Source organism: Mesorhizobium tianshanense (assembly GCF_007830515.1).
GTDB lineage: Bacteria > Pseudomonadota > Alphaproteobacteria > Rhizobiales > Rhizobiaceae > Mesorhizobium > Mesorhizobium tianshanense.
The window spans coordinates 137259-163478 of sequence record NZ_VLKT01000003.1; the positions used below are offsets into that span (position 1 = coordinate 137259).

Sequence of the window (26220 nt, forward strand, 5' to 3'; positions counted from 1 at the left end):
AGCATGCGTAAGAAGATTGCAATCATTGGCGACCGCTTCATGCTTCCGGAGGTGTTTCGCGAGAAAATCGAGATGGCCTGCGGCGACAATCTCGACATCCGTACACTTGAGACCGCATGGCCCGATGAGCCGATGGAATTCGGCAATGCGGCGCTCGGCCTCGACAAGGTCAAGGAGTATTTTGGCGACCCGGGCGAGGTCGTCGATTTCATCGGCGACGCCGAGATCTTCGTCACCCAGCTTGCGCCGCTCTCCGAGACCATGATGCAGCGCCTGCCGGCGCTCAAGCTGGTTGCGGTGTCACGTGGCGGCCCGATCAACATCGACATGGCCGCCGCCAGAACCCAAGGCATCACCGTGGTCAACGTGCCTGGCCGCAATGCGAGCGCCGTGGCCGAATTCGCCATCGGCGCCATCCTTGCCGAGACGCGGCTGATCCGGGTCGGGCACGAGGCCCTGCGCAAGGGGGAATGGCGCGGCGATCTCTACCGGGCCGACCGCACCGGCCGCGAGCTCAATGAAATGACCGTCGGCGTCATCGGCTATGGCAACATCGGCACCAAGGTTGTCCGTCTGTTGCGCGCCTTCGGGTGCCGCATCCTGGTCACCGATCCCTACGTGCAACTGAGCGCCGACGATCGCAATGGCGGCGTCGAACTGGTCGCGCTGGACGAGCTTCTGTCCCGCTCCGACGTGATCACCCTTCATCCCCGGGTGACCGAGGAAACCCGCGGCATGATCGGCAAGGACACCATCGGGCGGATGAAGCCGGGGGTGACCCTCGTCAACACCGCGCGCGGGCCGCTGGTTGACTACGACGCGCTTTACGATGCGCTCGTCTCTGGCCATATCGGCAGCGCGATGCTGGAGACGTTCGCGGTCGAGCCGGTGCCTGCCGACTGGCCGCTGCTGCAGCTTCCGAACGTCACGCTGACGCCCCATATCGCTGGCGCGTCGGTGCGCACGGTGACCTATGCGGCCGAGCAGGCGGCCGATGAGGTGCGCCGCTTCATCGCCGGGCTCCCGCCGGTCAACCCATGCTGAAGGCCGCGGCAGCCATGAAACACAATCCAGGCACTGAGGACCCGGCGAGATGAGTGGCGCCGCCGAAATCGTCGACCTCTTTGTCATCGGCGGTGGCGTCAACGGCGCCGGCATCGCTCGCGACGCAGCCGGTCGCGGGCTTTCCGTCATCCTTTGCGAGAAGGACGATCTTGCCGAAGGCACCAGTTCGCGATCGGGAAAGCTCGTCCATGGCGGCCTGCGTTATCTCGAGTATTACGAATTCCGGCTGGTGCGCGAGGCGTTGATCGAGCGCGAAGTGTTGCTCGAATCGGCGCCGCACATCATTTGGCCGATGCGCTTCGTGCTGCCGCACAGCCCTGACGATCGGCCGGCCTGGCTGGTCCGGCTCGGCCTGTTCCTCTACGATCATCTCGGCGGCCGCAAGCGGCTGCCAGCCACCCGCACGCTCGACCTGGGCACCGCGCCCGAAGGCGCGCCGATCAAGGACGCCTTCAAGCGCGGTTTCGAATATTCCGACTGCTGGGTCGACGATGCTCGCCTGGTCATCCTCAACGCGCTCGACGCTGCGGAGCGCGGTGCCAAGGTCTTCAGCCGGACGGTCTGCACTGCCGCCCGCCGCGAAAACGACCTGTGGTCGGTGGAGATGCGCGACGCCCGAACCGGAGTCAGGACCACGGTTCGGGCACGGGCGCTGATCAACGCCGCCGGTCCCTGGGTCAACGACATCATCAACCGGGTGGCAGGCCAGAATTCCAAACGGAACGTTCGCCTGGTCAAGGGCAGCCACATCGTCGTGCCGAAATTCTGGGAAGGGCGGCAGGCCTATCTCATTCAGAACAGCGACAAGCGGGTGATCTTCATCAACCCCTACCAGAACGATCTGGCCCTCATCGGCACCACCGACATCCCCTATGACGGGCGGCCCGAAGACGTAGCGGCTGATACCAGCGAGATCGACTACCTGATCAAGGTCGTCAACCGCTACTTCAAGCGAGAACTTGCCCACAGCGATGTCGTCTACTCGTTTTCCGGCGTCAGGCCGCTCTACGACGACAACGCCGACAATCCGAGCGCTGTGACCCGCGACTACATTTTCGAACTCGACGCATCGGCCGGGCAGGCGCCGCTGCTCTCCGTCTTCGGCGGCAAGATCACCACCTTTCGCAAGCTTGCCGAGCATGCGCTGGACCAGATCGCCCCCTTCTTTCCGAAAATGGGCAAGCCATGGACATCGAAAGAGCATCTGCCGGGTGGCGATATCGCCAACGCCGACTTCGAACAGTTTCTCGGCGACCTCGGCCGCGAATATCCCTGGATGCCGGGGCCTCTGCTCAAGCATTATGGGCGGCTGTACGGCACGAGGACGCGCGTTCTTGTCGGCGCGGCCAGGTCGCTCACTGACCTGGGGCGGTGCTTCGGCAAGGATTTCTTCGAACGCGAAGCCAATTACCTGTTCGAGCACGAATGGGCGCTGACATCAGCCGATATCCTCGAACGGCGCACCAAGCATGGGCTGCATCTGACCGCCGCGGAAAGAGCCACTTTCGAGGACTGGTGCTCGGCCCGACTGGCAAAGGCAGGTTGATGACTTTTACGCTTTCCCTCAACACCAATCCGCTGGTCAACCGTTTTGCCGACCCGGACGATCTGATCGACACCATCGCTTACGACATCGGCATCAGGGACGTGCAGCTGACCCATGAATTCGTCAATCCCGGCTGGCCGGCGGCGACGATCGCGAAATTCATCCGACTGTTCCGCGGCGCGCTCGACCGCACCGGCGTGCGCGTGACGTCCGGGATGACAGGCCCCTACGGGCGGCTCAATCATTTCGGCCATCCCGACGCCGATGTGCGCCGCTACTACGTCGACTGGTTCAAGACCTTTGCCGACATTTCGGCCGAGCTCGGCGCGAGCGGCATGGGCACACAGTTTGCGATCTTCACCCACAGGGATTTCGACGAACCGGAACGTCGCGCGCGGCTTTTCGACATCGCGCTGGAATGCTGGCGCGAGGTCGCCGAGCACACCAAAGCGGCCGGTTTGAACTACCTGTTCTGGGAACCGATGTCGGTCGGGCGCGAATTCGGCCACACGATCGAGAGCTGTCGGGCCCTGCAGAACGAGATCGACGCGGCCGGCATGGCCATTCCGATGAGGATGATGGTCGACATCGACCACGGCGACGTGACCTCGAGCAACCCGGCCGACATCGACCCCTATGCCTGGGCCGAAGCGTTTCCTACGGTGTCGCCGATCATCCACATCAAGCAATCGTCGATGAACAAGGGCGGCCATTGGCCATTCATTGCCGCCTACAACAAGGACGGCCGCATCACGCCGGAAAAATTTCTGAAGGCGGTTCGCCGTGGCGGCGGCATCGACAACGAGATCTGCCTCGAACTGTCGTTTCGCGAGCGCGAGCCGGTCGACCATCAGGTCGTCGCCATGATCCGCGAGTCGGTCGACTATTGGGCGCCTTTCATCGAGACCGGCAGGGCCAATCTCTTGCCGAGGGTAGGGTAAATTGGGCAGGAGCCGACATAGCTCCTGCCCTGAAACTCAGCCGAATTTCGGGTCGAGACTGCCCGTTTTGTAGCGCTTGGCCATTTCGGAGACGGGCAGCGGCTTGATCTTGGGAGCGTTGCCGGCAGTGCCGAACTGCTCGAAGCGCTCCTTGCACAGCTTCCTCATAGCGGCCATTGCCGGCGTCAGATACTTGCGCGGGTCGAATTCGCTCGGGTTTTCGGTTAGCACCTTGCGGATCGCGCCGGTCAACGCCATGCGGTTGTCGGTATCGATGTTGATCTTGCGCACGCCGTGCTTGATGCCGCGCTGGATCTCCTCGACCGGCACGCCCCATGTCGGCTTCATCTGGCCGCCATATTTGTTGATGATCTCCTGCAGCTCTTCCGGCACAGAGGACGAGCCGTGCATGACCAGGTGCATGTTCGGCAGGCGGCGGTGGATCTCCTCGATCACGTTCATGGCTAGAACCGCGCCGTCCGGCTTGCGCGAGAATTTATAGGCGCCGTGGCTGGTGCCCATGGCGACGGCCAGCGCATCGACATGCGTGTCCTTGACGAACTGCACCGCCTGTTCCGGATCGGTCAGCAACTGGTCGTGGCTGACGGTGCCCTCGACGCCGTGGCCGTCTTCCTGTTCGCCGCCGCCCATCTCCAGCGATCCGAGAACGCCGATCTCGCCTTCCACCGACACGCCGCCCCAATGCGCCATATCGACGACGCGGCGCGTGATGCCGGAATTATAATCGTAGTCGGCCGGCGTCTTGCCGTCCTCCTTCAGCGACCCGTCCATCATCACCGAGGTGAAGCCGTACTGGATCGCGGTCACGCAGGTGGCTTCGTTGTTGCCGTGGTCGAGATGCATGCAGACCGGGATATCGGGATGGATTTCGACCAGCGCGTCGATCAGCTTGGCCAGCACGACGTCGTTGGCATAGGCGCGGGCGCCGCGGCTCGCCTGCAGAATAACCGGCGATTTGGTCTCCTCGGCAGCCTCCATGATGGCGAGGCCCTGTTCCATATTGTTCATGTTGAAGGCAGGCACGCCATAGCCGTGTTCGGCGGCATGGTCGAGCAATTGTCTCAATGTGATGCGAGCCACCCAATAGTCTCCCGTATCTGGTTTCAGGCCTGTGGTTGCGGGCCGTCCGCTCATCGTTCAGCCCGCTGACGCTTCTGGCCGGATTTCCAGCGAACCGCAACCTTTAGCCATGGCGCCGGGAGCAATTCTTGTTACAGGACAGCAATCAGAAGCGAAAAATATCCCAGAGAAATGCAACATTATCACAAGAAATTTGATTTATATGCGATTTTCTCTGTTATAATGGCTCACCCGCTTCCGCCCACGACGAATTCGGAGGCGGGCCAGAGTTCGCGGAATTGGCTAGGCATGAAAAGCGACGGCCGACGGCAAGGCATCATGGATTTTCTGATGGACGCCGGCACCGCCAGTGTCGATGACCTTGCCTCGCGCTTTGGCGTGTCGAAGATGACCGTCCATCGCGACCTCGACGAACTCGAGCAAAGCGGCTTCCTGCGCAAGGTGCGCGGCGGCGCCTCGATCCAGCCGAGCGGCCTTTTCGAGAGCGATTTCCGCTACCGTCAGAAACAGGCCGGAGAGGAGAAGCAGCGCCTGGCGGCTGCCGCCGTGGCGATGATCGAACCGGGCCAGACGGTGATCATCGACGACGGCTCGACGGCAGGCGGCATTGCGCGGCACCTTGCGGATCTCCGCCCTTTGACGGTGATCTCGAACAATCTGGCCGTCATACAGGATCTGGCAGGCGTTGGCGGGATCACTCTAATCGCGCTCGGTGGTCAGTACAGCAAGAAATTCCACGGCTTCTTCGGCCTGCTTGCCGAGGACACGCTGAGATCGTTGCGCGCCGATGCCGCCTTCCTGTCGTCGTCTGCCATCCACGGCGTTTCCGCCTTCCACCAGGACCAGGAAGTGGTCCATACCAAGCGGTTGATGATGGCCGCGGCCGCCCGCAAATATCTGCTGGTCGATCACGGCAAGTTCGGTCGCACTGCATTGCATTTCCTGACCGATCTCGAGGCGTTCGATGCCGTCTTCACCGGTCGCGAACTGGAACCGCAGATGCGCGAGGCGCTGGATGGCGCCGGTGTTTCGCTAACAATAGTCGAGAAGGATTGAGGAGGAAGCGTGGTTTACTGGGTCGGCACAAGCTGGAAAATGAACAAGACGCTTGCCGAGGCGATCGACTTCGCCAAGGCGCTGGCAGCGTTCGTCCCCGGTTTCGACGATCGCATCCAGCCCTTCGTCATCCCGCCCTTCACGGCGGTTCGCGAGGTCAAGAAAGCGTTGGCGGCGACACGGGTCAAAGTCGGTGCCCAGAACATGCATTGGGCCGACGCCGGAGCCTGGACCGGGGAGATTTCGCCCGTGATGCTGACGGATTGCGGCCTCGACCTCGTCGAGCTCGGCCACAGCGAACGGCGCGAGCATTTCGGCGAGACCGACCAAGCGGTCGGCCTCAAGACCGCAGCGGCGGTGAAGCACGGGCTGGTGCCGCTCATCTGCATCGGCGAGACATTGGCGCAACGCAACAGCGGCCAGGCCGATGCGGTGCTGGCCTTGCAGGTGCACGGCGCGCTGCAATACCTCCAAGGTGAAGCAAAGTCGGCGACGATCCTGTTTGCTTACGAACCGGTCTGGGCGATCGGCGACAAGGGCATTCCGGCAAGCTCGGACTACGCCGACCGGCAGCAGGCGCTGATCAAGAAAATCGCCGGCGACCTCCTGCCGGTCCTGCCGCCGGTGCTTTATGGTGGCAGCGTCAATCCGCAGAACGCCGCCGAACTGATCGGCCAGCCCCATGTCGACGGCCTGTTCATCGGTCGTTCGGCCTGGCATTCGGAAGGCTATATCGACATCCTCCAACGCGCCTCGGCGGCGATCTAGAGCATGATCCCGAAAAGTGGAATCCGGTTTTCGGAAAAGATCATGCTCAACAAAAAGATAGAGCCCCATCCCCTGTTCAATCGGGATGGGAACAGGGGATGAATCAATCGAACAAGGAAAGGATACGACCATGAAAATAGCCATTGGGGCCGACAGCGCCGGCAAGCCGCTGCTTGACGTCATCGCCGCTCACCTGGCCACCAAACCCGGCCTCACCGTCAGCGACCTTAGCCAGGCGGGCTACTACGCCGATCTGTCGCAGAAGCTCGCCCAGACCATCGTCGACGGCGAGAACGATCGCGGCATCCTGTTTTGCGGCACCGGCATCGGCGTTTCCATCTCGGCCAACAAGGTGCCCGGCATTCGCGCGGCACTCACCCACGACACCTATTCGGCGGAGCGCGCGGCCAAATCCAACAATGCCCAGATCATCACCATGGGCGCCCGCGTCATCGGTCCTGAATTGGCCAAGTCGATCGTCGACGCCTGGCTTGCATCGGAGTTCGATGAGAAGGGACCGTCGGCCGGCAATGTCCAGGCGATCGACAGGCTCGATGCGGCGAAGGCGGGCTAATTTAAGACAAGCTCTTCCGCATCGCGCTAATGACGGTGACCGCCGACGCGGCGCCAGGATCCATGTGCCCGAGCGACCGCTCGCCAAGCCGTGACGAGCGGCCCTTGGCGGCGACCATGTCCTTGGTCGCCTCGGCGCCCCGTTCGGCCGCTTCAAGGGCGGCCGCGAGGCTTTCGGACAGGTTTTTGCCTGAGGCATGCGCAGCGGCGGCGGCTTGCGCCGCCGGCAGCCAGACGTCGACCATCGTCTTTTCGCCGATCTCGGCCTTGCCGCGATCCTGAATGCCTTGCGCCATCGCCTGGAACAGGGCGATGACATCGGCACCCGCCAAGGTCGCCTTGCCCTTGACGGCGACCGCACCGCGCATGAAGGCCGTCGCGTAAAGCGGGCCGGACGACGCGCCAACGGCGTTGAGAAACGATTTCGCCGCGGTGTTGAGGAGAGCCGTCGGCTCGATCGCTGCGAGGTCCAGCGGGGCCAGCGCATCGCGCACCGCACCGAAGCCGAGCGCCATGGCGATGCCATGATCGGCGTCGCCGATGACACCGTCGAGCTGGCAGAGCCTGTCCTTGTCGGCTTCGATCGCCACCGCGATGGCATCGAACATTCTCTTCAGGTCGGCTGTGCCGATGGAGGTCATGGATGCTGCTTTCAGCCGGCGCGGAACATGGCGCAGTCGCAAGGGTGGTCGAGCATCATCTGCAATTCGGCGTCGAGATGCATCAGCGTCACGGAGGCGCCAGCCATTTCGAGCGAGGTGCAGTAGTTGCCGACCCATGTCGCGTGGACGGCAACGCCGATGTCGTCGAGCCTTTGCTTGACCCGCCGGTTCATGATGTAGAGCTCCATCAGCGGCGTCGAGCCGAGCGAATTGACGAGCACCGCGACCTTGTCGCCGCGCGCCAGCGCCATCTCGTCGAGGATCTTGTCCAGCATCTCGTCGGTGATCTCGTCGGCGCTCTTCAGCTTGCCGCGCGCAATGCCCGGCTCGCCATGGATCCCCATGCCGATCTCCATCTCGTCCGGCCCAATCTCGAAATTCGGCCGGCGGGTCTGCGGCAGAGAGCAGGGCGACAGCGCCACGCCCATGGTGAAGGTATGATCGTTGGCCTTCCTGGCGATGCGCTCGCATTCGTCGAATGAGAGCATCCGGTCACAGGCGGCGCCGGCGGCCTTGAAGATGAAGAAATTGCCGGCAACGCCGCGCCGCTTTTGCCTCTGGTCGCGTGGCGCGGAGGCGACATCGTCCGTGCTCAGCACGGTGCGCACCTCGATATCCTCCATCGCCGCCATCTCTGCGGCCATATCGAAATTCATCACGTCGCCGGCATAGTTGCCATACATGAACAGCACGCCGGCGCCGCCGCTGACCGCCTTGGCGCATTCGAGGATCGGGTCCGGCGGCGGCGAGGCGAAGACGTTGCCGATGGCCGCCGCGTCGGCCAGCCCCTTGCCGACAAAGCCGAGGAAGGTTGGCTCGTGGCCCGAGCCGCCGCCGATGACGAGGCCGACCTTGCCTTGGCGCGGTCCATCGCGGGCGATGATCGAGCGCGGGCTGCCGGCAGCGCTTTTGAGATGGCGCGGATGCGCGGCAAGGATACCTTCCAGCATCTCGTCGACGGAGCGATTGCCGTCGTTGATGATCTTCTTGGTCTGCACCGGCATCCTCCCGATTTCACTATTTCCGCAGATAGTACAGCGTGTTACCGGGATTTCCACCTGGGGACGGACATTTCACGATGCGATACGTTCCCGGGCGGCCAGGATCTGCACGCAGGCATTGGCCGCCTCTTTGCCCTTGACCTTGAAGTGCTCGAAGAAGAAGCGGTGTTGGTCCGCGCTGTCATGGTAGTTGTGCGGAGTGAGCACCGCCGAAAGCACCGGCACGCCAGTGGACAGTTGTACGTTCATCATGCCGTCGATGACCGCGCCCGCCACGAATTCATGCCGGTAGATGCCGCCATTGACGACGAACGCCGCCCCGAGGATCGCTGCATAGCGACCGGTCTCGGCAAGCGTCTTTGCATGCAGGGGGATCTCATAGGCGCCCGGCACGTCGAAGACATCGACGGCAAAGCGTTTCTCCCCGAGAACCGCCAGTTCCGCCTCGAACGTTTCAACGCACTGGTCGACGATGCCGGCGTGCCAGCGCGCGCGAATGACGGCAACGCGGATCGTTTCATAATCTTTTTGGGAATGCTGATTCATGGGTCCATCCTTCCGTTTCGAACCAGAATCAGGACGCACGATACGGAATCCGAACCGCGAAAGCGGACCGTCTTACGTTCGTTCTCTTCCATCCGGACTGTGACCGTCGGCTCCGGAATCACACCGGATCTGCTGACCTTTTCGACAATCGAAAAGCGCTCGCGGGCTTGGGCCGAGACCCTTACCGCCGGTGGGGACTTTCACCCCGCCCTGAGAACATTGACGGCGCTTGTATGGAGGGGGAGGTTGCGCCTTGTCAACCCGCCGGCTTCGTCGCGGATGGCGCAGAAATAGCGATCCGTTCCGACCTGCCTCCCTGAGGGCAAGGGAGGGCGGGCAATTTGCAGCGTCAGATGGCGATTACGGGCAAGGCAGGCAGCACCTTGTCCAAGGTGATGGGGAATTCACGCACTCGCACGCCTGTCGCGTTGTAAATAGCGTTGGCGACAGCAGCCCCCGCACCGCAGACGCCGAGCTCGCCGAGACCCTTCGCGCCAAATGGATTGGCCTTGTCGTCATGTTCCTCGAGGAAGACGACCTCCATTTCGGGGACGTCGCCGTTGATCGGGACATGGTACTCGGCAAGGTCGTGATTGACGAAGTGGCCGTGGCGCGGGTCGAGCACCGTCTGCTCCATCAGCGCAGCGCCGATCCCCCAGGTCATGCCGCCGATGATTTGCGAGCGCGCGGTCTTGACGTTGAGGATACGGCCCGCGCCCATCACAGCCAGCATCCGGCGCATGCGGATCTCACCGGTATCGCAATCGACGGCGACCTCGGCGAAATGCGCTCCATAGGAATGCTGCGAGTAAGCCTTGTATGACTCTGTGGCAGCGCCCGCGGCTACGGAGCCTTCGGCCTCGAATCCGTCGGGAGCGATCCTCCGGATGAGATCGGCCAGGCTTGCCGACCGCTGGCCGACCCTGACCTCGCTGTCGGCAAAGCTTGCCTCGGTGGCGTTCGCGCCGCGCAACGGTGAGGCTTCGCTCGACCGCGCCGCCTCCAGGATCCGCTCCTTGAGGGCGTTGCACGCGTTATGCAGCGCCGAACCTGCGCTCGCCGCGCCCCAGGACCCGCCGGAGCCGGCGGTACGAGGGAAGCGGCTGTCGCCGAGCTCCACTTTGACGGACGAGATCGGCACGCCGAGGCCCTCCGCGGCGATCTGGGTCAGGATCGTATAAGAGCCGGTCCCAATATCGGTCATGTCGAGCCGCGCCGTCACCCGACCGTCCCGGTCGATCGCGACCCGCGCCGTCGCCGCGCCGATGTAGTTCGGACGGATCGCCGCCGCCATGCCGTGGCCGATGAGCTTCCGGCCCTCCCGGGTTCGGCCCGGTGTCGGGTTTCTCCGCTCCCAGCCGAAACGACGGGCGCCGTCCTCCATACAGGCGACGAGATTGCGGGTGGAAAATGGCACGCCGCGCTCGGGATCCCGTGTCGGTTCGTTGCGGATCCTGAGTTCGATCGGGTCCAGGCCGAGCCGCTCGGCAAGCTCATCCATGGCGCATTCGAAAGCCAGCATGCCCGGAGCTTCACCGGGCGAGCGCATCCATTCGCCGCGGTTGATATCCAGCGGAACCAGGCGATGGCGGGTGAGACGGTTCGGCGCCGCGTAGAGCGAGCGGGCAAAAACTGCCGTTTGCTCGCAGTACTCCTCGAAGCTGGACGTTGCCGACCAGACATCGTGTGCGATCCCGTTGAGCCGGCCGTCGGTATCCGCGCCGAGCCGCACCTGTTGGATCATCTCCGCGCGGTGACCGGCATTGGCGAACATCTGTTGTCGCGTCAGCGCGATCTTCACGGGACGCTGCAGGACCTGCGCCGCAAGCGCGGCCAGGATCGTATCGGCATGGGCAATCAGCTTGGAGCCGAAGCCTCCGCCGATGAAGGGGCTCACGATGCGCACACGCTCGGGCGGGATGCGAAGCGTGCTGGCAACCCCCGCCCGAAAGTTCGCGAGGGTCTGCGCCGATGTATGGATCGTCAGCTCGTTACCTGACCAGGCGGCGAGCGTCGCATGGGGCTCCATCGGATTGTGATGTTCGAAGGGTGTCCGGTACGTGGCATCGATCTTGACCGGAGCCGCCGCAAAGGCGCTCTCGAAGTCGCCGACCACGCTGTCGGTCTCAAAGCCCGCATTGGTCCGCTTTGGTGCGTAGGCGTCGGCGACACGCGCCGGCAAATCGTAGAGGCCCGGCTCCTCGTCGTAGCGCACTCTGATGAGGCCCGCGGCGGCGCGTGCCGCCTCGAACGTCTCCGCAACGACGAGCGCGACGGGCTCGTCGTAATACCGCACCCGCTCGCTGTTGAGCACGGGGCGTGCGCGCGTGAAGACCTCGCGCACTGTCGGCGTGACCGCCGGGCCGAAATCCGGCTGGGCCGGTGCATTCCGATGCGTCATGACGAGCAGCACTGCCGGCGCCCCTTCGGCTTCGTCCGTGTCGATCTCGGCGATGCGCCCCTTGGCGACGGCTGCGCCGAGAATATAGCCATAGGCTGTGCCATCCAGCGCATTCTCGTAGGCGTAGGTGGCATCGCCTCTCACCTTGAGCGGAGCATCGATGCGGTCGATTGGGCGCCCGATGACGCCATTGCGTGTTTCGGTAGGACGGTTCTCGCTGGTCTTCGTCTCTGTCATAGTGTCACCTCACGCACTCTCGACGGCAGCAGCGAGCGTGTGCCGCATCGTCCGTTTCGCCAGCGGGATCTTGAAATCATTGCCGCCATGCCCGATTGCGCCGTCGAGCGCGGCTTCGGCCGCGTCGGTAAAGGCGCCGTTGGACGCCGCCGCTCCTGCGAGCATGCGCTCCGCCTCCGTCGCGCGCCAGGGCTTGGCGGCCACGCCGCCCATGGCGATCCGAGCGCTTTGGACACGGTCGCCGCTTTTCTCGACGATTGCTGCCACCGACACCAGCGCGAAGGCGTAGGAGGCACGGTCGCGCACCTTGCGGTAAACCTGCCGGCCGGGTGGCGGAAGCGGCAGGGTAACCGCGGCGATCATCTCGCCGTGGCCGAGCACGGTCTCCACATGGGGCATCGCCCCGGGCAATCGATGGAAATCGCCGATCGGGATCGTGCGGGTCTCGCCGCCGGGCGATATGGTCTCGATCCTGGCGTCGAGCCCGGACATGGCGACCGCCATGTCGGAGGGATGCACCGCGATGCAGGCTTCGCTCGCGCCAAGTACGGCGTGCATGCGATTGAAGCCCTGAAACGCCGCGCAGCCCGCCCCAGGTTCGCGCTTGTTGCATGGCATGTTGCGGTCGTAGAAGTAGGGGCATCGCGTGCGCTGCAGGAGATTGCCGCTGGTCGAGGCCTTGTTGCGTATCTGGCCGGACGCTCCTGCCAGCAGCGCTTGCGAGAGCATCGGATAGCGTGACCTCACCCGCTGATCGGCGGCGAGGTCGCTGTTGCGGACCTGGGCGCCGATCCGAAGCCCCCCTTCCGCCGTCTCCTCGATCCGATTGAGCGGCAGCCGGCTGACGTCGACGAGATGCGCCGGGCGCTCGATCTCGAGCTTCATCAGATCGAGTAGGTTGGTGCCGCCGCTGATGAATTTCGCGTCCGGCCGGTCCGCAACCGCGGCGGCTGCCTGCTCGGCACTTGCCGCACGTTCATAAGTGAAGGATTGCATTGCTCACGCCTCCTCTGCCGCGTCGCGGATTGCAGCGACAATGTTCGGATAAGCGGCACAACGGCAGATGTTGCCGCTCATCCGCTCGCGGATCTCGGCATCGGTGAGAGCGACGGAAGCCGCCGCCACGTCGGCACTCGCATGGCTCGGCCAGCCGGCCCTGGCCTCGCCCAGCATACCGACCGCGGAGCAGATCTGGCCCGGCGTGCAATAGCCGCATTGGAAACCATCGCGGGCAACGAAGGCGGCCTGGACCGGATGCAGCTGGTCACCCTCCGCAAGGCCCTCGACCGTGGTGATCTCGTCGCCTTCATGCATTGCGGCAAGCGTCAGGCAGGAATTGATCCGGCGCCCGTCGACGAGCACCGTGCAGGCGCCGCACTGGCCGTGGTCGCAGCCTTTCTTCGAGCCGGTGAGGCCGAGATGGTTACGCAGGGCGTCGAGCAGCGTCGTCCGCGGATCGAGCTCGACGGCAAGATCCTTGGCGTTGATCCGCAGGGACATCGGCATCGTCGGTACTGGCGTGGGCGATGCGGCCGCCGCGACGGTGTCGGCCGGCTCGGCGCCAACCGGTATACCGGTAGCCAGGAGCACGCCGGTCGCTACCCCGCCCTCCAGGACCGTTCGACGCGTCGGCCCGTTCCTGTTGTCTGTTTTGGCCATGCTTGATCTCCCAGTCGCAATGACAAGAACGCAGACGGCAACTTGACCCGGTAGCGAGCCCTCGGGTGCTGTCACTCGTCGACACGGCAGGTGGGGATGCGCGCGCAGGCTTTCTTTCAAGAAACCGGCAGCAATGTCAGGATTCCGGAGAAAAATGCACCCGATAGGCCCGAGGCGTCACGCTCCTGAGACGCCGGAATGTCGTGGTGAAATGGCTTTGACTTGAAAAGCCGAGCCGAAAGGCAATGGTACCGATCGACAAACCGGTTTCGCGCAGCAGCACCTCCGCTCGCCGCACGCGCTCCTCGATCACATAGGCATAGGGTGCAAGGCCGGTCGTCGCTTTGAAGCGACGCGCAAAACTGTCGACGGCCATGTCCGCAACGCCAGCCAACTCGCTTAGCGAAATGTCGGAACTCATATGCGCATCGATGTAAGCCCGAACCCGACCAAGCGCCCGACGGCTGAGACAACCGTGACGTACAGACGGATGTTGCTTCCGGTTCAGGGTCGCCACGCGGAGGCTGACGAGGGCGACCAGATGTTCGACATAGGCAGTGTCCGGCTTGTGACCAAGTGCCATCTCGTCGCGAAGCGAACTCAGGAGTGTGGCGATGACCGCGTCTTTCCTGTTCACCAGGATCGGCAAGTCTTTCAGGCGTTCGCATCCAGGAAGCTTGATATCGGGATCGATCCACAAGGCCGAATAGGAGAGGTTTACATCGCGATAGAAGCCGAGCCGCTCCGCGCCTGCGGGGACGAAGGTGAGGGCTCCGGGTCGGTCCATTCCGTCGTAGAGGGATCTTGCCTCGTGCCGGATGGATGTATGAGAGGTTCCGCCTTCTTCGGTCAGCACGACCAGATGGTGAGGGGCTGTCCAGCGGAGCTCCGCTTCCCGGCACGCCCACCGCCGATTGTCGAAAACGATCGAGGAACTGGCCCACGACGCGGTTTGCAGGGGCTCCGACTTCTCCCCCTGGCTCCGAATCCGTCCGCCACCAAGCAACGGTCTGAATGACATCGCGGCATCCCGCTGGTTCGCTCGCAGAGCCGCGGCCGGCCCCGCCCGAGCGTTGTGCGCTGCCCCTGCCGCCACGCATATGGCGGTTTATGTGGGACAAGTACCGCGCATTGGTAACCGCGCCGTGTTCAAGAAGTCGTGAGATCAGGCAAATCCAGCGCGCCTCTTGGTCAAATACTGAGCCCATCGCGGATGGCGCAGAAATAGCGGTCGGTTCCGACCTGCCCGCCCTTGAGGGCAACCTCCAGCCCGTCGATCGCCTTGACGCGCGAGTGGGCGACGCAGAGCGGAGAGCCCGGCGAGGCGGGCAGCGGCATCCGCACCGTCAGCGCATCGACCCCCATCTGGCCGAGCGCGTGGCTGGATGTATCGCCGCCGGCGATGATCACGCGCTGTAATTTCTGCTCGATCGTCAGCGCGCGAAGAAGTTCGCCGAGGCCGCGGCCAAGCATGTGGCGGGCGCCTTCCTGCCGGTCGATTTCGGCGCCCCGGTCTGATGCGGGACCGAGGGCAGTGTAGAGGACGACACTGCGACCGGCTTCCAGATTGGCGCGACCGGCCGCAACCGCGCGTGCGATCGCCTTGTCGGACTCCCCCGAGACCAGCTCGATCGGATCGACCTCGACCCCGTCAAAACCGTCCGTCAAAGCATGCCTGATCTGTCGTTCCGTTGTCGGCGAGCAGCTGCCCGAGACCACCGCGATCCGGTCGGCCGCGCCCGGCGGCGAAAAGCTGGGCTCGGCACTGACGGTATGGTTCGCGGCCCATTCGGCCAGCAACGCATATTCGATGCCGGAAGAGCCGACAACGAACGTGCCGCCCGGCTTGCGAACGCGCCATATCTCCTCGCCGGCAAGCGCCTGGGTTTCCAGGCTGTCGACATCGACAAGCACGATGTCGCTGCCGTTTTCGATCAAGCGATCGAACGCTGCCGACCGCGCTGCCGACTGCAGCGTCGCCAGGTCGACCAGCCCTAAGGTGAGATCAGTCTGGCGCGACAGATGGATCAGCAGGTCAGATTCATCCATCGGCGTGGTCGGGTGGCGGCTCATCACGGGATGGCGATCGATACGGTAATATTTTTCGCGGTAGGCCGCGAACAGATGGCCGAAGGCGGTGTAGCGCTTGAGCTGCGGCGCGCCGACCACCAGCGGCACGCTGTCTTGGCTGAAAACCGAGCGGCCGATCTCGATGGCCCGGCCGATGCTGCCGATCGTCGGGCTGGAATCGAAAGTCGAGCAGACCTTGTAGTGGCAGATCGCGGCGTTCAGGGTCTTTAGCCAGCCGAAGGCGCCCCGCAGATGCGTGTCCATCCATTGCGGCGTTTCACTTCGGCTGGTGCCGGCCAGGCCGATGGCCCGGCAATTCCTGAATTGCGACAGCAGGGCCTCGTCCGGCTGACGCATGAACAGCACGGTCGGCACGCCGCCGAGCTCGAGCGCCTCCATGACGTCGGTCGAGCCGGTGAGATCATCGCCATAATAGCTCAGAAGCAGGCTTTGCATGGCGTCAGGCCGCTTTGCCGTCGCCGAACTTCTCGATCGACCGTGCCAATTCGGCATGGCTCAAGGCGAACTCCGCCAGCGGTACGCCATCGACCGCCGCCTGCCAGGCTTGCTGCACGGCGCGCACGCCGGCACCCGGCCCATCCGGATGGCTGACGATGCCGCCACCGCAGAGATAGAGAAGATCGACCGTTCGACCGGTTCGCGCAAAGGTTTCGGGCGCTTGTCCGCCCCACTGGCCGGAGCCGGCGACCGGCAATGCGCAATCGTCAGGCAAAAAGATCGGCGTGGTCACCGCCTTGAAAGAACTGACGAAGGACCAGTCCGGCTCCCAGTATTTCGAGGCGATGCCGTTGATCTGGAACTGATCGACGCCGAGCAGCCGCCAGAATTGCTGCCAGACCTTGAAGTCCATGCCGAGGCCGGGGTGACGGGTGAGGATGTCCCAGCCATTGCGGTGCGCATGGATCACCAGGCTGGAGCGCTTTCTGAGGAAAGCCATGCCGCCGAAGCCGACGGAGTTGATGTTGACCACCGCGCAATTGCCGCCGGCCTTCGCCACCAGATCGTGGTTGCGCATCATCTCGTCAGGGTCGGCATGCGAGATGCCGAAGGCATACATCACCTTTTTGCCGGTCTTCTGTTCATGCTCGAGCACGAGCGGCATGATCGCTTTCACCCGCTCCGACAGCGGCGAATAGGCCGGGCTCATCAGCTTCTCGTCGTCCTTGATGAAGTCGACGCCGGCGGCGATCAGCTCACCCACCATTGCGGCCGTCTCATGCGGGCGCAGCCCAAGTGCCGGCTTGACGATCGTTCCGATGATCGGGCGGTCCTCGACACCGGTCAGCCGGCGGCTGCCTGCGACGCCGAATTGCGGACCCGGATGCGCGCCCCTGTATTCCTCCGGCAGCTTCATATCGACGATACGAATGCCGGTCAGGCCCTTGATCGAAAAGGCACCGCCGATGGCGATGGTCATCAGCGCCGACAGGTCGGTGCCGATCGCATCCAACGGAAATGCGATGTCGACATCCGCGCGCTTGAAGGGCCCGTCGCCGGCTTCGGGAAGGGACGGGCGATCGGCGTCCGGCAGATGCCGAATCGCCAGGACGCGTGCTGCGACCCGCGCCTTGAGCTCTTCGGTCTCGCCGGCCAGCGCGACGAAGGTTCCGGTCGACTGGTCGCTTGCGATCTTGGCCGCCAGCGCCTCGATGCTCGCCGAGGTCTCGATGCGATAGGTGAGGGTGATCATAGCTCGAAAAAGATTCCCTGATCTCCAGAATCTGGTATAATGAGTACATAAGTATTGCAAGCGATATCCTGCTCGGGCAGGCATTCTGGGAATCATGGCGACAATGCTAAATAGACATCGGTCCAGGGAGTGATTCGCGACGATGAACCGTTCGGAGCCGATCGTCCGGCGCAAGCTTTCCGACGAAGTGTTTTTGAGGTTGAAGCGCTTGATCACCAGCGGTGAATTGGTGCCGGGCGACGACATGCCGTCGGAGCGCGAACTGATGGAGCGCTTCGAGGTCGGCAGGCCGGCGATACGCGAGGCGATGCAGGCATTGAGCAATATGGGCCTCGTCGCGATCTCGCATGGCGAGCGGGCCAAGGTGCTGCAACTGACCGCAAAGTCAATCATCAAGCAGGTCGACGGCGCGGCCAAGATCATCCTGTCGTCGTCGAAGGACACGTTGGAGCATCTCAAGAACGCGCGCATCTTCTTCGAGCGCGGCATGGTCAGGGAAGCTGCCGAAAAGGCCACCGCCGAAGACGTGCAGCGGCTGCGGGCGACCGTTGCCGAACAGCGGAGCTTTCGCGGCGATTCCGAAGCCTTCATATCCGCCGACATGAAGTTTCATACCCAGATCGCGGCGATATCCGGCAACCCGATCTATGTTGCGGTCAGCGAGGCGATGCTTGGCTGGCTGAAGGAATACCACACCGAAATGCTGATCTGGACCGGCAAGGAAAAGTTCACGCTCACCGAGCACGAAGAGATCATCGGGCGCATCGAGCAGAAGGATGCGGAGGGTGCCGAAAAGGCGATGATCAAGCACCTCGAACGCTCGCGCGCGCTCTATGTGATGAATTCCGGCGACTGATTACCAGATCCGGGTGATCGCATAAGGCGTCATCACGAGCTGTCGTCGGTCGAACCCGGAAATATCAACCGGCACGTCGCTCGCTGTCAGGTTCGCCAGCCACACGACAGTCTTGCCCGAGGGAGAACGGGCGGCCACTGCGGCCAACCGCGCTTCGTCGGTTGTGCTCGCCGCCACATGCCGGTGGCCGGCCAGTTCGCAAAGCCCCTTCACGGCATGGAAAATCGGCCGGGGTGTACCTTCTTCGGCCGGTTCGCCCGACGACGCCAGCACGCCGAACGGTCCGGTAAAGCTGGAAAGCGTGAGCATCTCCAGCCCGGCCGGCGCGACGCGCGCGGCATAGCCGATCGTCCATGCTGCCGCCAACTGGCCGGCATGGCGCGGATCCCGATCGGCCATGGCGATGCGCTGATTGTGCGGATTGGCCTTGGTCGCGCCGCCATAGGGGTTCTGCCGCATGGCGATGGTCGATGGGCCGATCCGGTAGGGTTTTGCCCCGAAGATCGCCCGTATCGATGCAGTGATGGAGGGCAGCGCTTCCAGCGATTGCATGACGCTGAGATCGTCGGCGGCATGCACGATCGGGCAGGTGCAGTGGGTGACGAAATCCAGCAGGCCGGCGGGAACGCGCTTGCGGTTGAGTTCGGTGAAATAGCTGAACATGCCGCCGCCGAGGCGGATGTCGGGAAAGGCGCGCCGCGCCGCGCCATAGACGTCTTCGAGCGGCGGGCATTGCGGCCATGCGCTGCCCGGCGGCGTCGACTGCCGGTCGACCGAGGGCGAAACGGCGATGGCCGAGAGCTTCAGCCCGGCCTGACGCACCATGCTGGCGACACCGGAAAGCTCGGCATCGAGATCGCCCGTGCCGGAAACGACGCATTCGAGGGTCGTCTCGGCCGGGTAGGCGGCGGCGAGCCGGGCATAGGACTGCAAGGCGTCGAGGCCGTGGTCGCGTATCGGATCGTAGTGGAACATCAGCTGCTGCGGGCCGAGCGTGGACAGCATCGGCAGGTTTGCAAGCGCGGCATCGACCTCATCCGGGTAGATGATCACGCCGATATCCGGCAGCATCGATCCGGCTTCGCCGAGCTCGACGCGGATAGGGTCTGCGGCTGCCGCGGCAGCCGGCGCCTTCACCTCACCCGCGATGCGCAAGCTGATCGTCTGGCGTAGCGTCTCGTCGGCAGGCAGCACATAGGGCCATGGCAGCGCGAGCGGCCGAACATAGGTCTTGTAGGAAGCATCCGACCAGTTGCGCTGGTCTTCCATTTCGAACGCGTCGCCTTCCATTCGGCATTCGGCGGTGACGCCAGGCCGAACCTCATGGGTGATCGCCCGCAAATCCTTGAAAGGCTGCCAAGGGTCGATCAGATGCGGAAGCTCTGTTTCCACCACGCTGCCGTCGGTGTGCTCGACCGCAACCGGGCTGCCGGCCAGGCCAGCGATCGGATGCAGAATGCAGAAACCGCAGCGATTGGTCTCGAAATCGCTTTCGGGCAGGGCGATCACGTCGAAGACCAACTGGCCGTCGGCGGAACCCGCGATCGTCGCGCGAAAGCCGAGCCGGCTTCCCCCTGGTCCAGCACAACTTGCCGAATAGCTGACGGAGAAAGTCCCGGCACCTTGGTCGACAGTCAGGTCCGTGAGCGCCGGCTCATAGGTGCCCCAGTCGCGATCCCTGACGAGATAGGCGATGGCGCGCAGTACTTCGACGCCGCCATGGCAGATGGTGCGCAGATTGCCGTTGACGAAGTCCGCGGTGAGCGCGCCGGCGCGCAGCCTGACCGGCTCGGGCTCGACCGCGGGCGTGCCATAGAGGAGGAAGGCGTCGGCTGTCATCTCAGCAAAGCGTCGAGCTGCACCGGCTCCCGGCTCGCAGCACCCGAATAGGCGGCTTCGACCAGCGCCAAGGTCTTGAGATTGTCCGCACCCGAGGTTGCAGGCTCGGTCCCGTTCACCAGGCAGTCGACCCAATGCTTTTGAATGGCGACGACGCTTTCCTGGATGTTGTGCCATGGCCGCGACGCCCAGGACAGCAGCGGTGGCGAGACGTCGCTGATCCTCGTGCCGCTCTTGCTGGTGACGGTAAGGCGATATCCCTGCTCGAGCCGGATCGTGCCGTCGCTGCCGTCGATCTCGACCAGCGTTTCCGGAAATGGCTCGGTGGCAAGCTTGGTCGCATAGCTGCAATCGACCACAGAAATTGTGCCGTTCTTGTGGTCTATCAGCATGGTTGCGACGTCCTCGCCGACGATGTCAGGGTTGATGCGAGCGGTTCGTGTAGTAATAGCCGAAACGTCGCCCAGCAGAAAGCGGGCAATGTCGAGACTATGGATGCCGAGGTCCTCGATAATGAAGCGCTTTCCCGTCGCCAGATAGGGCTGGCCGGAAAACACGTCATAGGCCGAGCGGAACGAGATACGTCCGAAGAAGGGTCTGCCGATGTCGCCGCTGTCGAGCACGGCACGCACCGCCTGGATCGGCGACTGCCAGCGAAAATTTTCATGCACCATCAACGGCACGCCGGCGTCAGTGCAGGCCTTCACCATGGCCTTGGCGTCGGCAAGCGTCGGCGCGAACGGCTTCTGGCAGATTGCCGGAACACGATGCCGCGCCGCCATCTCGACAAGCGAGCGATGGCTCGGCGCGGTGGTGGCGATATCGACGAAATCCAGCTTCTCGCCGGCAAACAGCGCGGCCGCATCGGCATAGCGCCGCGCGATGCCGAACTGGTCGCCGACGATCTTGAGCCGTTCTGGGTCGCGGTCGCAAATGGCGACGATCGCAGCACCTGCGATGTCGCGCCAGGCGTGCATCTGGTTGACGGCAAAGAAGCCGCAGCCGATCAGCGCTCCACGCAGTTCCGCCGCCATCAGCCTGCCTTTGCCATCTGCATCAGCGTCACGCGGCTCTGCAGCCGGCGCTGCGCCTGGTCGACGACGACGGCGACGATGATGACGAGGCCCTTGATCACCATCTGCCAGAACGAGCTTACGCCCATCATGACCAGCCCGTCGGAGAGAATGCCGATGACGAAGGCGCCGACGATGGTGCCGCCGATCGTGCCGCGGCCACCCGACATCGAGGTGCCGCCGAGCACCGCCGCCGCGATGGCGTTGAGCTCGAAGCTTTCGCCGGTCGCCGGATGCGAGGCCATCAGTTCGGACGAGATGATCAGGCCGACGATCGCCGCGCAGAAGCCGGAGAACATGTAGACGAACATCTTCACCATGTTGACCCTGACGCCTGAAATCCGCGCCGCCCGTTCGTTGCCGCCGACGGCGAAGATGTGGCGGCCGAGCGGGGTGTATTTGGCCAGATAGGCCGCCCCAAGTGCTACGACGACCAGAATCCATATCGAGACCGGCAGGCCGAGCAGCCGGCCTGCGCCGAGGAAGCCGAACCCTGTCGTGCCCAGTTCGGGCTTCCCGACGAGGTTCGGGAAGGTGCGGCCGTCGGACGACAGGAGCGCCAGGCCGCGCGCGACATAGAGCACGCCCAGCGTGGCGATGAACGGCGCGACATTCAGCCTGGTGATCAGCAATCCGTTGACTGCGCCGATCACTATGCCGACCGCCAGCGTGATCAGTGCGATCTCGAGGACGTTGAAATAGATCGTGTAGCCGATCTGCAGGTCGATGCCGTTGAGCACGAGATAACCGGCCACCATGCCGCACAGGCCGACGATCGAGCCGACCGAAAGGTCGATGCCGCCGGTGATGATGACGAAGGTCATGCCCATCGCCAGGAATGCATTCAGCGCCACGTGCTTCGACATCAGGATCAGATTGGCGGCCGACAGGAAGTTGGGTGCCGCGATCGAGAAGAAGACCAGGACGGCGATCAGCGCGATGAACGTCCTCGCCTTCATCAGCGTCAGCAGGACGGAGCCGTTCGAGGCGGAGGCAACAGCCGCCTTGGCCGGGATGTCAGTCATGGGCGTGGCTCTCCGTGTGCGGGGACCGGGCCGTGGCCAAGCGCCGATGCGGCGACAAGTGCCGCCTCCGTCGCCTCGGCGCGATCGAACATGCCGGTTAGTTTTCCATTGCTCATCACCGCGATCCGATCGGACAGCGCCATCACTTCGTCGAGATCGGAGGTGGCGAAAAGAATGCCCAGTCCGTCGCGGGACAGTCTGCGCATGGTGCGGAAGACGTCGGCCTTGGCGCCGACGTCGATGCCGCGGCTCGGCTCGTCCATCAAAAGCACCTTGGGTCCGGTGAGCAGCGCCTTGCCGATGACCACCTTCTGCTGGTTGCCGCCCGACAGCGACGAGACCTCCTGTGCCGGGTCGGCGACCTTGATCGCCAGTTCCCGCACCATCTGCGTCACTGCCTGGTTTTCCTTGGCGCCGCGAATGTGGAACAGGCGGACAAACCGCGACAGGCTGGCCAGCGTCAGATTGCTGGCGACGGACAGTATCGACACCAGCCCCTCGCGTTGGCGGTCCTCGGGGATCAGCGCCAGCCCACGCCGTATGCGTCGCGTCGTGTCGCGTTCCTTCACCTTCTTGCCGGCTATGAAGATCGTTCCGGTCGCCTGGCCGTGACGACCCATGATGCAGTCGAACAGTTCGCTGCGCCCGGCGCCCATCAGGCCGTATATGCCGAGGATCTCGCCGGCGCGCAGCGACAGCGAGACGTGATCGACCGCAAGCCCGCCGGTCACGCGCGGCAGGCAGATGTCCTCGGCACGGAATATCTCTTCGCCCGGAACATGGCCGTCGGCCTTGGCGAAGTCCTTGGCGTCCGAGCCGATCATCTGCCGCACGATCCACTGCGTGTCGACGTTTTTCATCTCTTCCTGGCCGGTGATCCGCCCGTCACGCAGCACGGTGATGTAGTCGCCGATGCGGATCAACTCCTCGAGCCGGTGCGAGATGTAGACGATTGCCACGCCGCGCGCCTTGAGGTCGGCGATCACCTTGAACAGGATCTCGACTTCCGCCGCACTCAGCGCCGAGGTCGGTTCGTCCATGATCAGGATGCGCGCATCGAGCGAAACCGCCTTGGCGATCTCGACAAGCTGCTGCTGGCCGATGCGCAGGTCCTCGACCAGCATGTCGGGCCGGATGCCGGCTTCCAGCCGCTCAAGGAATTCCGCCGCGCGGCGCTCCTGTTCTTGGCTGTCGATCTTGCGGAACCGGTTGGTGATCTCGCGCGTGGCGAAGATGTTCTCGGCGACGGTCAGATTGCCGAACAGGTTCAACTCCTGGAACACCATGCCGATGCCACGGTTCACTGCGTCGCCTGATGACGAGAAGGAAACCTCCTCGCCTTCCAGGAGAATGCGGCCGAGCGTCGGCTGCTCGACGCCGGCGATGATCTTCATCAGCGTCGATTTGCCGGCGCCGTTTTCGCCGACCAGCACGTTGACCGCGCCCTTGCGCACCTCGAAATTCGCGCGCTTGACCGCGACGGTGCCGGAATAGACCTTCGAGACATCTTCCAGCTTCAGGATGACGTCGTGATCGATGGCGGCAGTCATGGCTTCGGCTCGATCTCTGCCTCCGCCGGCGTCACCAGCGGCAAGTCCTGGCCGCTTCCCACAGCATAGGCGCCGACAACCCTTACGCTCCGGCCTTCCAGCCCTTCGCGCGGCAGCTTGGAAAGCATCGTCTTGTCGGCATAGGTGTTGAACGCCTTGCCGAACTGGGCGAAGTCGATCTGATTGGTGAAATCGTTGAATTGGATGAAATCGAGGCTGTCGCGTAGCGCGGTGCCACGCATCGCGGGTCCGATCTGCACCCGCGCATCCGCCTTGCCGTCACCGTCGGCATCGACATCCATCGTCGCCGCGCGCGATTGCGTGTTTGCGGCGACCACTTTGCCTTCGAGGCGAACCGCGAAGGTCCAGGGCGAATTCGCCTGCTTCTTTGGATTGCCGTATTTGGCGCCGGCGGCGGCGGGATCGGCTTTCGCCAGGGCGTGAACCTCGGGAAACGGCCCTGCCTTCTGCCGGAGATAGGGCACGACCTTCGCAGCCCAGATATCCCCAACCATCTTGTCCGCGTTGAAGGCCGGCGCATTGCCGCCATTTTCCCCGGACGGTGTCGGCAGGATCTTGCAGGCGGTCAGGCCGATGCCGACCATCGCGGCAAGGATCGGCACGGCAGGGATCGGCCACGTCAACTTGTTCAGCATGTCGGCTTGTTCGGCATGGCGGTCAGCAGTCACTCAAAGAAAATGGAAGCAAGGGACGAGCCGGAAGCTCGTCCTTTGCGATTGATGTCACGCCGGCTCAGTTGGTCAGCGCGAAGGTTTCCAGCTTGGCGGCATTCTCGCCATTGATCAGGACGCAGTCCATCAGCTGCTTTTCCTCGGCCGGAGACTTCTTGTTCTTGATGAAGTCGTTGGCCTGCTCGACCGCCATCTGCGCCTGCGCAAAGGCCGGCTGCAGGACTGTGGCCTTGATGCCGCCCGAAGCGATCGAGTCGCGCACGTCGTTCGATCCGTCGAAGCCGACGACGATCACGTCCTTGCGGCCGGCGGCGACGAGTGCTGCATGGGCGCCCATCGCCATCGTGTCGTTGCCGGAGATCACGCCCTTGATGTCGGGATTGGCCTGAAGGATCGATTCCATCTTGGCATAGGCCTCGGTCTGGCTCCAGTTGGCCGACTGCTGCGCCACCATCTTCAGGTCCGGATAGTCGTCGATGACGTCGTGATAGCCCTTCGATCGAATACCGGCATTGGTATCGGATTCCTTGCCGACCAGCTCGACGAAATTGCCCTTCTCGCCCATCAGTTTGACGAACTCCTGCGCGCCGAGCTGGGCGCCCTGGTAGTTGTTGGAGACGATCTGCGCGACGGCGACGCCGGTGGCGTTGATCTCGCGATCGATCAGGAAGGACGGAACGCCCGCGTCCTTGGCCTTCTGCACGGCGGCGACGGTGGCATCGGCGCCGGCATTGTCGAGGATGATCGCCTTGGCGCCGCGGCCGATCGCCGTGTCGATCAGCTCGGACTGCTTGTTGGCGTCGTCGTCATGGACCAGCACCAGCGTTTCATAGCCCAGTTCCTTGGCCTTGGCTTCCGCGCCGACGGCTTCCGCCTTGAAGAACGGATTGTCGTGCGAAGGCGTGATGATGGCGATGAGATCCGCCGCATAGGCGGGTAGGGCGGTGCCAAGCGCCAGCATGCCGGCAAAAGCCGCAAGTGTCATTCTGCGAGTGAGTTTCATGAAGTCCTCCCTTTTGAAAAAAGTCCGTGCCTCCGCGGCCCAGGCTGAAATGCATCCCAGTTCGTCAGGCGGATCGCGTCCGGTGTCGCGAAATCGGTCATTTGCCGGCTCACCTGGGCAGATCATCCTGTTCGATCCATCCTCAGGCTCCACCTGCCACCTACCCAATTTTCAGCCCGGCCTCGGCCGGCCAAAGCCATTCCAACAGCTAAGCCAACTGGTATAATGAGTCAACCACAAATTCAGATGATATGTATCTGATGAACAGTAGTCTCGGCGTCGCCGGATACCTGCCCTTACCGTCACGTGGCTGATCATGATGTTGACGCGCCGGTGGTGGGGAATGTGGTAGGATTTCCCAGCACGACGATGACGCCGAGACCGGGAGGGCTCGGTTATCATTTCAAGGCCAGGCGACCATCAGAGAGTCACCCGCCAAGACCGATACTTGGTTCGTAATTCCGTCCGGCGATGATCCTTTCACATCTGCTTGCATCCATCTGAGGAGCACGAAAACTGCCTCTTCGCTGGCAGATGCGATGTGGGGTCGCCTATATGCCCGTCCAGTGAGCAGGCAGCTGGCCAAACCGCATAACCACCACCGTAAGGGGTATAATACGCGGGTGAGAGGGTAATAAGTAAGTAAAGAGGAGATACTCCTAAGCTTTATTCGGTGCTCAGCGCTACGCACAGGCTTTGCTAGTATTCCGCTTTGGTTGTGGCTTTTTTCCGCGGCCCGGCGTGCGCACGGGTTTCTTATGAATCCGTCCGCGGCAAGGATCGCGTTGCCTGTGAGGTTCAGCTATGAATCATGTGCAAAGTTCTAAGCCGATATCCTGCAGCCC

At 63.4% G+C, this 26220-nt stretch carries 23 protein-coding genes and 1 riboswitch; of the genes, 7 read left to right on the top strand and 16 right to left on the bottom strand.

The window, feature by feature from the left end; all coding sequences use genetic code 11:
• Positions 1-3 precede the first annotated feature (3 nt).
• The 3 genes from IQ26_RS03490 to IQ26_RS03500 are packed head-to-tail and all read left to right on the top strand — an operon-like array spanning position 4 to position 3552.
• A complete protein-coding gene (locus tag IQ26_RS03490) occupies positions 4-1044 on the top strand; it encodes a 2-hydroxyacid dehydrogenase (protein ID WP_145713562.1) in 1041 nt (346 codons plus the stop codon).
• Positions 1045-1093: 49 nt separating this feature from the next.
• The gene (locus IQ26_RS03495) at positions 1094-2611 is read left to right on the top strand and encodes a glycerol-3-phosphate dehydrogenase (protein ID WP_145713565.1); all 1518 of its coding nucleotides are present in this window, start codon (positions 1094-1096) and stop codon (positions 2609-2611) included.
• The gene (locus tag IQ26_RS03500; protein ID WP_145713570.1) at positions 2611-3552 is read left to right on the top strand and encodes a sugar phosphate isomerase/epimerase family protein; all 942 of its coding nucleotides are present in this window, start codon (positions 2611-2613) and stop codon (positions 3550-3552) included. The genes IQ26_RS03495 and IQ26_RS03500 overlap by 1 nt, the downstream gene beginning before the upstream one ends.
• Positions 3553-3588: 36 nt before the next feature.
• Here the strand turns inward: IQ26_RS03500 and fba are convergent, their stop codons facing one another.
• Positions 3589-4653, bottom strand: a complete 1065-nt coding sequence (gene fba, locus IQ26_RS03505; RefSeq protein ID WP_145713572.1) for a class II fructose-bisphosphate aldolase — start codon at positions 4651-4653, stop codon at positions 3589-3591.
• A 288-nt stretch (positions 4654-4941) separates the two neighbouring features.
• On the opposite strand from fba, the gene IQ26_RS03510 reads away from it, so the two are divergent.
• The 3 genes from IQ26_RS03510 to derI all read left to right on the top strand — a co-directional run bounded on the left by IQ26_RS03510 (position 4942) and on the right by derI (position 7051).
• Positions 4942-5709: a DeoR/GlpR family DNA-binding transcription regulator gene (locus IQ26_RS03510; RefSeq protein ID WP_145713574.1), complete on the top strand. Its 768-nt coding sequence runs from the start codon at positions 4942-4944 to the stop codon at positions 5707-5709.
• Positions 5710-5718: 9 nt separating this feature from the next.
• Complete coding sequence (locus tag IQ26_RS03515) at positions 5719-6477, top strand: triose-phosphate isomerase (RefSeq protein WP_145713577.1); 759 nt, start codon at positions 5719-5721, stop codon at positions 6475-6477.
• 130 nt (positions 6478-6607) lie between these two features.
• A complete protein-coding gene (gene derI / locus IQ26_RS03520; protein WP_145713580.1) occupies positions 6608-7051 on the top strand; it encodes a D-erythrulose-4-phosphate isomerase in 444 nt (147 codons plus the stop codon).
• Between the two features lies 1 nt (position 7052).
• Here derI and dhaL read toward each other — a convergent pair whose 3' ends face one another.
• The 9 genes from dhaL to oiaX form a co-directional block, all read right to left on the bottom strand.
• Positions 7053-7691 (bottom strand): dihydroxyacetone kinase subunit DhaL, encoded by a 639-nt coding sequence (gene dhaL / locus IQ26_RS03525; protein WP_145713583.1) that lies wholly within the window; start codon positions 7689-7691, stop codon positions 7053-7055.
• A gap of 11 nt (positions 7692-7702) precedes the next feature.
• On the bottom strand, positions 7703-8716 hold the full coding sequence (locus tag IQ26_RS03530) for a dihydroxyacetone kinase subunit DhaK (protein WP_208760095.1): 1014 nt from the start codon (positions 8714-8716) through the stop codon (positions 7703-7705).
• 69 nt (positions 8717-8785) lie between these two features.
• Positions 8786-9259 carry a 6,7-dimethyl-8-ribityllumazine synthase gene (locus IQ26_RS03535; protein ID WP_145713588.1) on the bottom strand — a complete coding sequence of 158 codons (474 nt, stop codon included), beginning with the start codon at positions 9257-9259 and terminating at the stop codon, positions 8786-8788.
• 76 nt (positions 9260-9335) lie between these two features.
• Positions 9336-9481, bottom strand: a riboswitch (FMN riboswitch).
• A gap of 127 nt (positions 9482-9608) precedes the next feature.
• Positions 9609-11897, bottom strand: a complete 2289-nt coding sequence (locus tag IQ26_RS03540) for a xanthine dehydrogenase family protein molybdopterin-binding subunit (RefSeq protein WP_145713591.1) — start codon at positions 11895-11897, stop codon at positions 9609-9611.
• A 9-nt stretch (positions 11898-11906) separates the two neighbouring features.
• Positions 11907-12893, bottom strand: coding sequence for an FAD binding domain-containing protein (locus IQ26_RS03545; protein ID WP_145713594.1), 987 nt, complete (start codon positions 12891-12893; stop codon positions 11907-11909).
• A gap of 3 nt (positions 12894-12896) precedes the next feature.
• Positions 12897-13556: a 2Fe-2S iron-sulfur cluster-binding protein gene (locus IQ26_RS03550; protein ID WP_145713597.1), complete on the bottom strand. Its 660-nt coding sequence runs from the start codon at positions 13554-13556 to the stop codon at positions 12897-12899.
• Between the two features lie 136 nt (positions 13557-13692).
• Positions 13693-14577 (bottom strand): helix-turn-helix domain-containing protein, encoded by an 885-nt coding sequence (locus IQ26_RS03555; RefSeq protein WP_145713599.1) that lies wholly within the window; start codon positions 14575-14577, stop codon positions 13693-13695.
• A 170-nt stretch (positions 14578-14747) separates the two neighbouring features.
• Positions 14748-16082, bottom strand: a complete 1335-nt coding sequence (locus IQ26_RS03560; protein ID WP_145713602.1) for a four-carbon acid sugar kinase family protein — start codon at positions 16080-16082, stop codon at positions 14748-14750.
• A gap of 4 nt (positions 16083-16086) precedes the next feature.
• Entirely contained in the window at positions 16087-17337 is a 1251-nt protein-coding gene (oiaX, locus tag IQ26_RS03565) for a 3-oxo-isoapionate-4-phosphate decarboxylase OiaX (RefSeq protein ID WP_145713604.1), read from the bottom strand.
• Between the two features lie 142 nt (positions 17338-17479).
• Here oiaX and IQ26_RS03570 point away from each other — a divergent pair, with 142 nt between their 5' ends.
• Complete coding sequence (locus tag IQ26_RS03570) at positions 17480-18193, top strand: transcriptional regulator NanR (RefSeq protein WP_145713607.1); 714 nt, start codon at positions 17480-17482, stop codon at positions 18191-18193.
• Here IQ26_RS03570 and apnL read toward each other — a convergent pair whose 3' ends face one another.
• The 6 genes from apnL to IQ26_RS03600 form a co-directional block, all read right to left on the bottom strand.
• Complete coding sequence (gene apnL, locus IQ26_RS03575) at positions 18194-20032, bottom strand: D-apionate lactonase (RefSeq protein ID WP_145713610.1); 1839 nt, start codon at positions 20030-20032, stop codon at positions 18194-18196.
• Positions 20029-21066 (bottom strand): Gfo/Idh/MocA family protein, encoded by a 1038-nt coding sequence (locus IQ26_RS03580; protein WP_145713612.1) that lies wholly within the window; start codon positions 21064-21066, stop codon positions 20029-20031. The genes apnL and IQ26_RS03580 overlap by 4 nt, the downstream gene beginning before the upstream one ends.
• The gene (locus tag IQ26_RS03585) at positions 21066-22130 is read right to left on the bottom strand and encodes an ABC transporter permease (protein ID WP_145713615.1); all 1065 of its coding nucleotides are present in this window, start codon (positions 22128-22130) and stop codon (positions 21066-21068) included. Before IQ26_RS03585 ends, IQ26_RS03580 begins: the two co-directional genes overlap by 1 nt.
• Complete coding sequence (locus tag IQ26_RS03590; RefSeq protein WP_145713618.1) at positions 22127-23680, bottom strand: sugar ABC transporter ATP-binding protein; 1554 nt, start codon at positions 23678-23680, stop codon at positions 22127-22129. Before IQ26_RS03590 ends, IQ26_RS03585 begins: the two co-directional genes overlap by 4 nt.
• Complete coding sequence (locus tag IQ26_RS03595; protein ID WP_145713620.1) at positions 23677-24336, bottom strand: DUF2291 family protein; 660 nt, start codon at positions 24334-24336, stop codon at positions 23677-23679. Before IQ26_RS03595 ends, IQ26_RS03590 begins: the two co-directional genes overlap by 4 nt.
• Positions 24337-24433: 97 nt before the next feature.
• On the bottom strand, positions 24434-25375 hold the full coding sequence (locus IQ26_RS03600; RefSeq protein WP_145713623.1) for a D-ribose ABC transporter substrate-binding protein: 942 nt from the start codon (positions 25373-25375) through the stop codon (positions 24434-24436).
• Positions 25376-26220: the final 845 nt, after the last annotated feature.